This window comes from Deinococcus sp. Marseille-Q6407, assembly GCF_946848805.1.
Classification (GTDB): domain Bacteria; phylum Deinococcota; class Deinococci; order Deinococcales; family Deinococcaceae; genus Deinococcus.
On the sequence record NZ_CAMPFU010000003.1, the window covers coordinates 325,001 to 337,500 of the forward strand.

Here is a 12,500-nt window from a genome sequence, read left to right on the forward strand (position 1 = left end):
CCCTCCTGCAGGCCCCGCTGGGTTGCCATCGGGCGGTCCATCAGGCGGCTGCTGACGCTGGCAGCCTGGCGGATTTCGTCCTGGCCGAGATTGTGCAGCGAGCGGGTGCCCTCGGTAAAGTTGAGGCTCTGGCTATCGCCGCGCAGCAAGCCGGCCACGAATTCATCGGCTTTCTTTTCCAACTCGGTCTTCTCGTTGTCGCTGAGCTTGACCATCTCGTCACCCTGCTCTCTGGCGATCACCGGCACCGGCTGGGGCGGCTCCAAGGCAGGCAGAGATTCGGGTGGGGTCAGTTCCAGGTCTTGTTTGGTCATGGTAGGACTCCTTGGAAAAAGAGGGAATGGGTAGCTTTACAGGTACAGAGGTAGCGCACGGAGGTGGGAAAGTCATCCAACTTTAGCTGGAGAAGGCCCGGCACTGCTTCAGCGCCCCAGGGCCAGCGGAAGAAGCGAGCCATAAAACAACAGGGAGAAAGGCGGCCTCGCCTTCTTCCCTGATACGCGCTGACCAGGCCCCCCGTTCCAGGTGAGGCCTGCCGAAAATGCTTTACTCGAACAGCTGGCGGTAATCGCCGTAGCCTTCGGCTTCCAGCTGACCGACCGGAATGAAACGTAGCGCGGCCGAGTTGATGCAGTAGCGCAGGCCACCCTGTTCCTGGGGGCCGTCTGGGAAGACATGGCCCAGATGCGAGTCGGCCGCCTGAGAGCGCACCTCGGTGCGGGGGTACATCAGCTTGTAGTCGGTCTTCTCGTTCAGCTGGGCGATGGGCCGGGTAAAGCTGGGCCAGCCGCAGCCGGCGTCGTACTTGTCGCGCGAGGAAAACAGCGGCTCGCCGGAGACCACATCCACATAGATACCGTCTTCGGTGGTGTCCCAGTACTCGCCGGTAAAGGCCCGCTCGGTGCCCTCGTGCTGGGTCACCTGATACTGCTCGGTGCTGAGGCTGGCTTTCAGGTCGGTGTCGGCAGGCTTGGTGTAGCCTTCGCTCTTCCAGGTGGGTTTGGTCATGGGCCCAGTCTAGAAAGCCGGCCAGAAGGGCGTATGGCAGGCCGGCACATTCCGCCTTGTCCGGCCCTCCATGCCCGGCTCAGGAAACCAGGGACTCGTTACCGGAGACTGGCTTCAGGAGTCCTGGGCACTGCCGGCCGGCTGCCCAGGCAGGGCGCAGGCACCGTCCTCGCAGACCGCGCCGGTTTCGCCGTCGCCCAGCAGGGTCAGCGGCTGGGGATGCTGGGCGTCCCAGGCCTGCTGCAGCGCGGCCAACATCACTTCGGACGGCTGGGCGCCGCTGACGCCGTACTGACCACCCAGCACGAAGAACGGCACGCCACGGATGCCCAGGGCTCCGGCGCGGGCTTCGTCGGCGCGGACATCGTGGGCATATTCATTGCTGCTCAGCACCCGCTCCACGTCTTCGGCAGGCAGACCGATTTCTGCCGCCAGCCGGCGCAGCACCGCCGGGTCCGAGACCAGCTGGCCCTCGGTAAAGTAGGCGCGCATCAGCCGCTCGTGGGCGGCGCCGGCCAGACCGAACTTCTCTGCCAGATGAATCAGCCGGTGGGCATCAAAAGTATTGCCGAAGCGGGCCTGACGCCAGTTGAATTCCAGTCCCACCGAAGCAGCCCGCGCCGCAATCTGCTCCTGAGACGCAGCGGCCTGGGCTTCGTCAATGCCGTATTTGGAAGCCACCGCCTGCGCCAGGTTGCCGCCCGGATCGGCGGCGATGGTGGGGTCCAACTCGAAACTGCGCCAGCGAATCTCCACCTGGTCGCGGTGCGGGAACTGCTCCAGCGCCCGCTCCAGTTCCCGCTTGCCGATATAGCAAAAAGGGCACACAACGTCGGACCAGACCTCGATACTGAGGCGCTCTGCAGAAGGAGAAGAAAGAGTCATGCAGGCATTCTGTGCCCCGGCGAGCCCTCACACCGTGAGACAAGGCGCACGGCCTAAGATGCGGCCATGCCCAGACCCAGAGCTGCCACCTTGCCCTCCCAAATACCGCTGGTGCAGGCGCCGATGGCCGGAGTCACCACGCCGCAGCTGGTGGCCGCTGTCAGCGACGCCGGCGCACTGGGGTCACTGGGCGCCGGCTATCTGAGCGCCGAGCGGCTGACAGACGAGCTGTCCCGCGTCCGGCAACTGACCGACCGGCCCTTTCTGGTCAATCTGTTTGTGCCGGACCCGGAGCCGCAGTTCAGCGCGGAGCAACTGACGGCGGCGCTGGACGCCCTCCAGCCGATGCTGGATGATCTGCAGCTCCCTCGCCCGGGGCTCCGGGCACCCTACGCGGCCGACTTTGGGGCGCAGCTGGAGGCCCTGCTGGCCGCACCGCCGGCAGCCGTGTCCTTTACCTTTGGCTTGCCAGCAGCCGACACCATTCGGCAGTTCCAGGCTCAGGGCACCCGAGTCTGGCTGACCGTGACCAGCCGCGCCGAGGCAGAGCAGGCCGCGCAGCTCCAGCCGGATGCGCTGGTGGCGCAGGGCGGCAGCGCCGGAGGCCACCGCGGTGGCTGGCAGGAAGACGCGCTGGCGCCTACCCTGGACCTGACCCGGCAACTGCTGGACCTGAGCCTGCCGGTCATAGCTGCCGGCGGCCTGATGACCCCGGCCGACGTGCGCCGGGTGCTGGACGCCGGCGCTGCCGCAGCCCAGTGCGGCACCGCTTTTTTGCTGGCGCAGGAAGCCGGCACCTCGGCTCCATATCGGGCGGCGCTGGAACGCGCCCGGCAGGGCGGTGAGGCAGCCACCACGGTGCTGACGCGCGGCCCCTCCGGGCGGCTGGCCCGCAGCCTTGCCAACCGGTTGAGTGCGGTGGAAACGGTGCTGCCCTACCCGGCTCAGAACGCCCTGACCCAGCCGCTGCGGGCTGAGGCGACCCGGCAGCACCGACCCGAATGGCTGAGCCTCTGGGCCGGCGAAGGGGTGGCGGAGCTGACAGGCGAGCAGAGTGCCACCGCACTGGTGGCCTGGCTCGCTTCCGAGCTGTAGCTATGCGGTAAAAGAGCCGTCAGTCCCGTGACATGATGGGCGCCGCGTCCAGGCGGTCACCAGCGCCGTTCACCACCACCTTGCCGATGTAATCAGAGTTCATCAGGTGCAGGGCGCCCATGTACTTCAGGCGGAACCGGACATGGTCGCCCACCTTGAGCCCGGCAGCATTCTCACCGGCGTCCAGCACCAGCATGTCGGAGCTGGCGTCCAGCACGCCCAGCGACTCGTCCTCCAGAATCAGGTACTGGGGCGAGACATCCAAGTAGCCCACATCCAGAATGGCGCGGTAGGCGGTGGCCCCCTGCTCATAGCCGCTATCCGCCGTGGCACCGAAAGGATTTTTGCCCAGCGGGCCCGAAGGGTTCATGGGCTTTTCCGACAGCTCAATCACCTGGGCGTGCAGCTCCAGCACGTCGTCGTACATGTCCTCGAAGGTCGCTTCCCTGACCAGATCGGCCCCGAAATACAGCGCTTCGCCCACCCGGAAGTGGTTCACGCTGGCCGGCAGCAGCCCGGCTTTCAGCAGCGGCAGGGTCACGGTGGTGCCGGCGCTGACCCAGGGAATCTTTACACCGTTTTTCAGCTCCAGAATGGTCCGGTACAGCCCCAGCTGAATCAGCTTGTCCTCGCTGGGCATCACGCCGCTCAGACAGTTCAGGTTGGTTCCGATCCCGATGACCTCGATGCCCGGCAGCCCGAAGACCTGAGCATAAAAGCTGTCCAGGTCCTCCCGCATGACGCCTTCGCGCAGGTCGCCCATCTCAATCATGATGATGACCTTGTGGACCCGGCCCTGGCGCACCGCCTCGTCGGAGATCAGGCGCAGCGTCTCCAGCTCGGTGTTGAACGACACATCGGCCCAGCGCACCAGGTCTTCCACGTAATCCCAGGCGGGCGGCTTGATATACACCGTCTGGGCTTCGGGACACAGCCGCTTGATGACGCGCAGGTTGCTGATCCGCGAATCCAACACCTCGCGCACGCCCAGGCGCAGCACCTCGCCGATGAACAGCTCGTTGCCGCAAAACAATTTGGTCACCACGCCCCAGTCGATGTTATGGCCAGCAAACAGGGCCTGGAGATGGGCGTAGTTATGAGCCAGCTTGTCGCGGTTGAGGGTGACAAACGCCATCAGCGAGTCAGCCGCATTTCGAGGTATTTGTTGGTAAAGCCGTAGCGCTCGTAGAGGGCGCGGGCCGGGTTCTGCGGCTCCACGTGCAGCGCGATGGAGCCCTGCAGTGTCCCGGTGATGGCTTCCATCAGGCTCTTGCCCACGCCCTTGCCCCGGCTGTCTGCATGCACCGCGATATACACCAGAATATTTTCGGGAATAAAGCCGCTCATGCCGGTGCGGTTGGTGATGGACGCGCCCAGCAGACGCTCGCCCTCACGGGCCGTAAAAACCGCGCCGCCGCGTTCCTCAGCGTAGCTCAAGCAGGCCTGAATATCCGGCAGGTCGTCGCCGTATTCTTCCAGATGGGTCAACAGGAACTGCGCCACCTCTTCACGCAGCGCCGGGTCCAGCGGTGGCTGGCCAGGTCCGAGGGGAGAGACAGCGGTCTGAACAGTGGTCTGGGTCATGGGAAAACCTCTTTTCGGCGGAGGATGTGGTGAAAGGCACCGGGCCGGCTTACTGCTGGGCCGGAATGAATTTGCTGCGCTTCTGGCTTTCACGCAGGCACAGCTGCTGACTGTCAGCCTAACGCGGGGCACAGAAGCGACACTGTGCCCCTCTACGCTGGTGGCCCAGAAATCACTGTCTATCAGTTGGCCTAGAGCAGATGAAAAGAGGGCAAGCGCCCCCTCCTTTCAGGCCACTTCGGTCTTCAGGCCAGCCCGGGCTTGAGGCGCGGCCGGCCGCTCTCAGGCGTGGCGGCGGCCGCCGGTTCCTGTGCCGGCAGGGTGCCTCCCTGCACCACAGCGGCCAGTTCCTCGCCGCTGAGCGACTCGCGGGCCAGCAGAGCGTCGGTCAGGCGGTGCAGCAGGTGGGCATGTTCGGTCAGCAGGTCCACGGCACGCTGGTACTGGCTGTTCAGCAGCTCGGTCACCGCCCGGTCAATCGCCTCGGCGGTCTGGTCGCTGTAACTGGCCGGCTGCGGGCCATAGCCCAGATAATTGCTGCCTTCCTCGGTCAGCGCCAGAGGGCCCACATCGCTCATACCCCACTCGGTCACCATCCGGCGGGCCAGCCCGGTCGCCTGCTGAAAATCGTTGGCGGCCCCAGTGGTCACCTCACCTACCGCCACCTGTTCGGCCGCGTGCCCGGCCAGCGCCACACAGAGCCGGTCCAGCATGGCGCTGCGGCTGAGGTGCAGCCGGTCTTCCGGGGTATACAGCGCCGCTCCCAGCGCCCGGCCACGCGGCACGATGGTCAGCTTGTGGGCCTTGTCAGCGTGCGGCAGCAGCTGAGCGGCTAAGGCGTGGCCCACCTCGTGGTAAGCCGTGATCCGCCGGTCGGCCTCCTGAATCACCAGGCTGCGTCGCTCGGGGCCCATCAAGACCCGGTCGCGCGCCTCGTCAATGTCCGACATCAGAATCCGGCCCCTTCCACTCCGGGCCGCCAGCAAGGCCGCTTCATTCAGCAGGTTTTCCAGGTCGGCACCTACCATGCCTGCCGTGCGCCGGGCGATCAGGGCCAGGTCCACGCCGGGGTCCAGCGGTTTGGTGCGGGAGTGAATCCGCAGGATTCGCTCCCTGCCCGCGGCGTCCGGTGCATCCACCACCACCTGCCGGTCAAAGCGTCCCGGACGCAGCAAGGCTGCGTCCAGCACATCGGGCCGGTTGGTGGCAGCCAGAATGATGATGTCCTGGCCTTCCTCGGCCACCTCGCCCCGGAAACCGTCCATCTCCACCAGCAACTGGTTGAGAGTCTGCTCGCGTTCGTCGTTGCCGCCCTGCATCCCTACACCTCGTTTGCGGCCGACCGCGTCGATTTCGTCCATAAAGATGATGCAGGGAGCGGCCTTGCGGGCCTGTTCGAAGAGGTCACGCACCCGGGCCGCCCCGACGCCCACGAACATCTCTACGAAGTCGGAGCCGGAGATGGCGAAGTAGGGGACGCCGGCTTCGCCGGCGACCGCTTTGGCCAGTAGGGTTTTGCCCGAGCCGGGCGGGCCGACCAGCAGCAGGCCGTGGGGAATGCGGGCGCCTAATGAGCGGTATTTCTCAGGCTGGCGCAGGAAATCGACGACTTCCTGCAGGTCCTGCTTGGCCTCGTCACAGCCGGCCACGTCCGCAAAGGTCACGCCCACCCGGTCAATGTTCACCACACTGGCGCGGCTTTTGCCGAAAGCGTTGGCGGCCGGGTCCCCGCTGCCCATCTGGCGCGAGCGCAGCAGCATATACAGCAGCACGCCCAGCAGCACCAGCGACAGCAGCCAGCTGAGCGCCGAAAGCCAGCTGACCCGCGCCGGCGGTTGATAAGCCACCTTGACTCCGCGCCGCTGCAACTCGTTAAAGGTGAGCTGCGGGTCGCCGGGCAGGGTGCGGGTCTGATAAGGCTCCTTGCCCACCAGCAGACCGTGAAGCACCAGGGTGTCGCCGTCCGGCGTCAGCACCGCCGTCTCGACCTGCCGGTTTTTCAGGTGATCCGTGAAGTCACTCAGCGGCATTTCCTTGGGACCGGGAGAGGCCAGGAGCAGGCCCAGCAGGATCACCAGGATCCCCCCTACCAGCCACTTCCAAGAGCGACTCAGCCAGCCTGCGTTCATACGCCAGTCTACGGCGGCGGCCAGGCCAAGAACTGTGAACTTCTCTGAAGCTAGCCTTGCCCAGCGCAGCCAGCCCAGCCGCAAACGAAGATGAACGCAGTCTTAACCGCAAACTTGAGTCTAGGGCACTCAAGTCTATTGACAGCCGCTAAATGTGGGACTATGCTATTCAAAGCATCAACAAGGCTGATTTGGGAAGCAGGCCTGGGCGGCTGTTTCCGGACTCAACGCTCAGCTTTTACTCTTAAGGAGAATCAATATGGCTAAAGCAGTAGGAATCGACCTGGGGACCACCAACTCCGTGATTGCCGTGATGGAAGGCGGCCGCCCCGAAGTGATCGTCAACGCCGAAGGCAACCGCACCACCCCCTCAGTGGTCGCGTACAAGGGCGACGAACGTCTGGTGGGCCAGATCGCCCGCCGTCAGGCTGCGCTGAACCCGCAGGCCACGCTGTTTGAAGTCAAGCGCTTCATCGGCCGCCGCTGGGACGAAGTCAAAGAAGACGCGGCCCGCACCCCCTTCACCGTCAAGGAAGGCCCCGGCGGCAGTGTCCGCATCGAAGTGGAAGGCAAGGATCTGGCCCCCGAACAGGTGAGCGCCGAAGTGCTGCGCAAGCTGGTGGGCGACGCTTCCGCCAAGCTGGGCCAGAAGATCACCGACGCCGTGATCACCGTGCCCGCCTACTTCGACAACTCGCAGCGTGAAGCCACCAAGCAGGCCGGTGAAATCGCAGGCCTGAACGTGCTGCGCGTCATCAACGAACCCACCGCCGCCGCGCTGGCCTACGGCCTGGAACGTCAGGGTGACGAAACCATTCTGGTGTTCGACCTGGGCGGCGGCACCTTCGACGTGACCATCCTGGAACTCGGCGACGGCGTGTTCGAAGTGAAGTCCACCGCCGGTGACACCCACCTCGGCGGCGCGGACTTCGACCACCGCATCGTGGACTGGCTGGCCGACGAGTTCAACAAGGAGCACAACTTCGACCTGCGTAAGGACAAGCAGGCCCTGCAGCGCCTGATCGAAGCCGCTGAAAAGGCCAAGATCGAACTGTCCAACGCTTCTGAAACCAGCATCAGCCTGCCCTTTATCACCTTCGACCCCGAAACCCGCACCCCGCTGCACCTGGAACGCAGCCTGTCGCGGGCCAAGTTCGAAGAACTGACCGCTGACCTGCTCAAGCGCGTGCGTCAGCCGGTGGAACAGGCCATGCGTGACGCCGGAATCAGCTCCAGCGACCTGAACGAAGTGATTCTGGTGGGCGGCTCGACCCGTATCCCCGCCGTCAAGCGCATCGTGCAGGACATCACCGGCAAGACCCCCAACGAATCGGTCAACCCCGACGAAGCTGTGGCGCTCGGTGCCGCCGTGCAGGCCGGCATCATCCAGGGTGACTCCAACCTGGGCGACATCGTGCTGGTGGACGTGACCCCGCTGACCCTGGGTGTGGAAGTCAAGGGCGGCATGATTGCCCCGATGATTACCCGCAACACCGCGGTGCCCGCCAAGAAGACCGAGATTTACACCACCGCTGAGAACAACCAGCCGGGTGTGGAAATCAACGTGCTGCAGGGTGAACGCCCCATGGCTGCCGACAACAAGTCTCTGGGCCGCTTCAAGCTGGAAGGCATTCCTCCCATGCGCGCCGGTCAGGCTCAGATCGAAGTGACCTTCGATATCGACGCCAACGGCATCCTGAACGTGACCGCCAAGGAAAAGACCACCGGCAAGGAATCCAGCATCACCATCGAAAACACCACCACCCTCGACAAGAGCGATGTGGAACGGATGGTGCAGGAAGCTGAGCAGAACGCCGAAGCCGACAAGCAGCGCAAGGAACGCGTCGAAAAGCGCAACATGCTGGATCAGATGCGGGTTCAGGCCCTGCAGCAGATTGACGAAAACGCCGCTGCACCGCAGGATGCCAAGGACCGCCTTAAGGCCGTGGCCGACGAAGCCGAGCAGGCCGTAAACAGCGACGACGATGCGCGGATCGCCGAAGTGCAGGGCCGCCTGGAAGAAGAACTGCGGAACTTCATGACCCAGAACAGCAGCGCTGCCCAGGGCCAGGCCGACGCCGGCCAGCCCGGAGCTGCCGCCCAGGGCCAGGATGACGACGTGATCGACGCCGACTTCACGCCCGCCGACGACAACAAGTAATCCCATAAGATGCGGGGAGGGCAGTGAGCGGTGTTGGCCGCCCGGCCCTCCCCCTTTTCACTGACAGGATCATTTGGACCCGGTCAGAGCACCTATGCTGAAGGTATGTTTTCCAATTTTCTCAATCCCTTCGGCAAGAAAAAGGAGCCCGAGATGAGCGACGACACCAAGAACCCGCAAGGCCAGCAAGACCCCGCCGAGATGCAGGGCGAACCCAGCAATATCCAGTTCGGCGGCCCAGACCAGAGCGGCGCACCGGCCCGCAGCAGCGACCTGCCCGACGACTTCCCCGAGGACTTCGAAATGCCCGAGGGCTTTCCTGATATGGACGAGAACATGATGGCCCAGGTGCAGGAAATGATGGGCCAGCTGCAAAGAGGCCAGCGCGCCGAGGAACTGGAGCAGGAAAATGCCGACCTGAAAAACCGGCTGGGCCGCCTGGCCGCCGATTTTGAAGGCTACCGCTCCCGCACGGCCCAGGAAGCCGCCGAAGCCCAGAACAAGGGCGTGAGTAAGGCCGCCGAAGCGCTGATGCCGGTGTACGACGATATCTCCCGCGCCCTGAGCATGGGCGCCGAAGATCCCAGCAAACTGGTTCCTGGCATGCAGGCGGTGCTGAACAAGGTGCTGAGCGTGTTCGCCGGCCTAGGCCTGGAGCCCACCGGCCAGGAAGGCGAGCACTTCGACCCCACCTACCACGAAGCCATTCAGGTGGTGGCCGGCGAAGACGGCAAGATCATCCAGACCTACGAACTGGGCTTCCGCATGGGCGAGCGCTGCGTGCGCCCCGCCCGCGTGGTGGTCGGTCAGCAAGGCTGAGACGGGAGATGAGCCGCACAGAGCAGACCGGAAAGCGGCTGGCGTTGGGCGGCCTGTTCGGCGCGTTGGGCGGACTCTGCCTGACCGGAGCGCTGGACCTGGCCCACACTGGCCAGCCGCTCCTGGCGCTAGGACTGGGCCTGCTTTATCCGGTCAGCCTGGCGCTGATCTGGCGTAATGCGGCCCGGCTGCGAAGCACTCAACTGGGGCGGGCACGATGAGCCCCGACCCACTGCACGGCGTCACCCTCAAGCAGATCGTCTCGTATCTGCAGGCCGAATATGGCTGGGCTGGCTTGGCCGAGCGTGTGCCGGTGAAGTGCTTTCAGAACAACCCCAGCCTAGGCAGCAGCCTGAAATTCCTACGCCGCGAGAGCTGGGCACGCGAGCAGGTCGAAAGCGAATATGTCCGGCTGATCCAACGCGAGGACAGCAATCCACTGATTGCGGCTCTCAAACGTGGGGAGGAGCTTACGGCCCTCCCGGCAGAGGTGAGCCAGACCAAAGTGCATCAGGCTCTCGGTTGGGCGCTGCGTCATCCGGAAAGTGCGCCGCCTGCTGCCCAGCGCCAGCTGCTAGAGATGGTGCAGGACGTGAACTTCTGGCCCGATACCGAGGCGCTGCCGCTGCTGAATCTGGCGGTTGAGCAGACAGCCGACCCGGCGCTGGTCCGCGCCCTGCTGGACCGGGGTGCCGACCCGAACGACGCCCGTTTCTGGCCCCCGCTGCTACACACCACCGATGTGGAAGGGCAGGCTTACGCAGCCCACACCCGCGCTCCGAACACGGCGGTACTGGACCTGCTGCTGGCGCACGGTGCCGACCCGGAACTGCGCGACTCACGGGGCCTGACAGCGCTGCAGATTGCCGAAGCTTATGGCCTGCGGGCTTTTATTAATAAGCTGACCCCTTCCCTTTCCATTTAAACTTCACCGAAAGGAGGTCCCTGTGGCCTACAAGGATTACTACGACACCCTGGGCGTGGCCCGTTCGGCTTCGGACGCCGACATCAAGAGCGCCTACCGCAAACTGGCCAAGAAATATCACCCCGACAAGAACCCCGGCGACGACGCTGCCGCCGACAGGTTCAAGGAAATCGGCGAAGCCTACGCTGTCCTGAGCGACCCCCAGAAGCGCCAGGCGTATGACCAGTTTGGCCATACCGGCCAGGTGCCCCCCGGCGGCTACCCGGGCGGCGGGTTCCAGGGCGGTGACTTCAGCGGGTTCGACCCCAGTCAGTTCTCGGACTTTTTCCAGGACATGTTCGGTGGCCGGATGGGCGGCCGCGGGACCGGACGCGGCGGCTTTACTGCGCCCGACGGCAGCCCCATCAGCATTGAGGACCTGTTCGGTGGCCTGGGCGGAGCCGGCATGGGCGGCGCAGGCGCAGCAGGCGGAGGCGGTCGGCGCTTCGTGCAGAATGTGGAAGGCGAGCTACAGGTTTCGCTGCGCGAGGCGTTTGAAGGTTCCGACGAGATCATCAATGTGGACGGTAAGCGCCTGAGCCTGCGCGTTCCGGCCGGCACCCGCGACGGCGCCCGGCTGCGGCTGGCTGGACAGGGCCCCGGCGGCGGCGACGTGCTGCTCACCATCCGGGTACTGGAAGACGCCCGCTTTGAACTGGACGGCGACGACCTGACCACCAGCGTGGACGTGCCGGCGCCGGTAGCGGCCCTAGGCGGACAGGTGACGGTGCAGACCATGACTGGCAGCGGCAACCTCAATGTGCCGGCCGGCAGCAGCGGCGGCCGCCGGATGCGCCTCAAGGGCCAGGGCTGGCCCAGGAAGAACGGCGGCAAGGGTGACCTCTACGTGCGGCTGAACGTGACGGTGCCCAAAGAACTCAGCGCCGAGCAGCGCGAGCTGTACGAGAAACTGCGCGACCTGGGCTGAGGCGCCCTGACACTTAACATATAATCAGCATAGAAAAAGCGCCGGTCCCATCTGGGTTACCGGCGCTTTTTTGTGAGCTTGACAGGGCCTGAAGGCAGGAATTGCCTTAGACCTCGAAGCCGTTGGGATGCGAGCGGTGCCAGGCCCAGGCCGTTTCCACCATCTGGCGCAGTTCGGGGAAGTTAGGGGCAAAGCCCAGTTCCTCGCGGATGCGGGAACCGTCGGCCACCAGGCGGGGCGGGTCACCGGGGCGGCGCTCGGCCATTTCACGGGGCAGCGCAAAGCCCACCACTCTGTCTACCGTATCCAACACCTCACGCACGCTGAAGCCCTGGCCCAGGCCCACGTTGTAGGTAGCAGCGTCATGGCGGCCCTCCAGCAGCGCCCGCAGGGCCAGCACATGCGCGTCGGCTAGGTCCTGCACGTGGATATAGTCGCGCAGGCAGGTGCCATCGGGGGTGGGGTAATCTTCTCCGAACACCATCATCTTGGGCCGCTTGCCCAGGGCGGTCATGCAGGCCAGTTCGATCAGGTGGGTCTGGCTGGGGTGCGCCTCACCAATATCACCTTCGGGTGCCGCGCCACACACGTTGAAATAACGCAGCACGGTGTAAGGCTGGCCGTGGGCCGCGTGTGCGGCGTGAATCATCCGTTCAGTCATCAGCTTGGTTTCGCCGTACACGCTTTCGGGATGCAGCGGAGCGTCCTCGGGAATTGGCACGGCGTCGGTGGTGCCGTACACGGCCGCCGTGCTGGAAAACACCAGTGGAATCCGCCGGCCGGTGTTCTGTATGGCCTGCAGCAGATTGAGGCTACCCATCACGTTGTTGCGGTAATAGCCCAGTGGCTCGCGCATGCTTTCGCCCACTTCAATGCAGGCAGCGAAGTGAATAATCGCTTCGGCCTGCGTCTCGGCCAGGGCCTGCA

General features: G+C 64.8%; 13 protein-coding genes (2 of these 13 running past the window's edge). 6 read left to right on the forward strand and 7 right to left on the reverse strand.

From position 1 onward, the window contains the following. The 3 genes from OCI36_RS08720 to OCI36_RS08730 all read right to left on the reverse strand — a co-directional run. Nucleotides 1-314, reverse strand: partial view of a toxic anion resistance protein gene (locus tag OCI36_RS08720; protein WP_261664690.1) — the 5' portion only. The gene continues 919 nt to the left of window position 1, outside the view; 314 of the gene's 1,233 nt are visible here — the first part of the coding sequence; it begins with the start codon at nucleotides 312-314; the stop codon falls past the left edge of the window. Nucleotides 315-546: 232 nt separating this feature from the next. Then, nucleotides 547-1,008, reverse strand: a complete 462-nt coding sequence (gene msrB / locus OCI36_RS08725; RefSeq protein WP_261664691.1) for a peptide-methionine (R)-S-oxide reductase MsrB — start codon at nucleotides 1,006-1,008, stop codon at nucleotides 547-549. 114 nt (nucleotides 1,009-1,122) lie between these two features. Next, entirely contained in the window at nucleotides 1,123-1,893 is a 771-nt protein-coding gene (locus OCI36_RS08730; RefSeq protein WP_261664692.1) for a DsbA family oxidoreductase, read from the reverse strand. Nucleotides 1,894-1,959: 66 nt separating this feature from the next. Between OCI36_RS08730 and OCI36_RS08735 the strand changes: the two genes are divergently transcribed. Next, on the forward strand, nucleotides 1,960-2,988 hold the full coding sequence (locus OCI36_RS08735) for an NAD(P)H-dependent flavin oxidoreductase (RefSeq protein WP_261664693.1): 1,029 nt from the start codon (nucleotides 1,960-1,962) through the stop codon (nucleotides 2,986-2,988). 19 nt (nucleotides 2,989-3,007) lie between these two features. On the opposite strand, the gene OCI36_RS08740 is transcribed toward OCI36_RS08735, so the two are convergent. The 3 genes from OCI36_RS08740 to ftsH all read right to left on the reverse strand — a co-directional run bounded on the left by OCI36_RS08740 (nucleotide 3,008) and on the right by ftsH (nucleotide 6,701). Further along, entirely contained in the window at nucleotides 3,008-4,123 is a 1,116-nt protein-coding gene (locus OCI36_RS08740; RefSeq protein WP_261664694.1) for an alanine racemase, read from the reverse strand. Continuing rightward, nucleotides 4,123-4,572, reverse strand: a complete 450-nt coding sequence (locus tag OCI36_RS08745) for a GNAT family N-acetyltransferase (RefSeq protein WP_261664695.1) — start codon at nucleotides 4,570-4,572, stop codon at nucleotides 4,123-4,125. The genes OCI36_RS08740 and OCI36_RS08745 overlap by 1 nt, the downstream gene beginning before the upstream one ends. A 245-nt stretch (nucleotides 4,573-4,817) precedes the next feature. Next, nucleotides 4,818-6,701 (reverse strand): ATP-dependent zinc metalloprotease FtsH, encoded by a 1,884-nt coding sequence (ftsH, locus tag OCI36_RS08750; RefSeq protein ID WP_261664696.1) that lies wholly within the window; start codon nucleotides 6,699-6,701, stop codon nucleotides 4,818-4,820. Nucleotides 6,702-6,960: 259 nt separating this feature from the next. On the opposite strand from ftsH, the gene dnaK reads away from it, so the two are divergent. The 5 genes from dnaK to OCI36_RS08775 all read left to right on the forward strand — a co-directional run bounded on the left by dnaK (nucleotide 6,961) and on the right by OCI36_RS08775 (nucleotide 11,573). After that, nucleotides 6,961-8,862, forward strand: coding sequence for a molecular chaperone DnaK (gene dnaK / locus OCI36_RS08755; protein WP_261664697.1), 1,902 nt, complete (start codon nucleotides 6,961-6,963; stop codon nucleotides 8,860-8,862). A 105-nt stretch (nucleotides 8,863-8,967) separates the two neighbouring features. Then, nucleotides 8,968-9,681, forward strand: a complete 714-nt coding sequence (locus OCI36_RS08760) for a nucleotide exchange factor GrpE (RefSeq protein ID WP_261664698.1) — start codon at nucleotides 8,968-8,970, stop codon at nucleotides 9,679-9,681. Between the two features lie 8 nt (nucleotides 9,682-9,689). Further along, complete coding sequence (locus tag OCI36_RS08765; RefSeq protein WP_261664699.1) at nucleotides 9,690-9,902, forward strand: hypothetical protein; 213 nt, start codon at nucleotides 9,690-9,692, stop codon at nucleotides 9,900-9,902. Continuing rightward, complete coding sequence (locus OCI36_RS08770; RefSeq protein WP_261664700.1) at nucleotides 9,899-10,606, forward strand: VF530 family DNA-binding protein; 708 nt, start codon at nucleotides 9,899-9,901, stop codon at nucleotides 10,604-10,606. Before OCI36_RS08765 ends, OCI36_RS08770 begins: the two co-directional genes overlap by 4 nt. Before the next feature lie 22 nt (nucleotides 10,607-10,628). Beyond that, the gene (locus OCI36_RS08775) at nucleotides 10,629-11,573 is read left to right on the forward strand and encodes a DnaJ C-terminal domain-containing protein (protein WP_261664701.1); all 945 of its coding nucleotides are present in this window, start codon (nucleotides 10,629-10,631) and stop codon (nucleotides 11,571-11,573) included. A 106-nt stretch (nucleotides 11,574-11,679) separates the two neighbouring features. Here OCI36_RS08775 and galE read toward each other — a convergent pair whose 3' ends face one another. Next, a protein-coding gene (gene galE / locus OCI36_RS08780; RefSeq protein ID WP_261664702.1) for a UDP-glucose 4-epimerase GalE crosses the window boundary here: on the reverse strand, nucleotides 11,680-12,500 show its 3' portion. Its footprint extends 175 nt past the window's final position; the window shows 821 of its 996 coding nt (coding positions 176-996); its start codon lies off the right edge, out of view; it ends in the stop codon at nucleotides 11,680-11,682.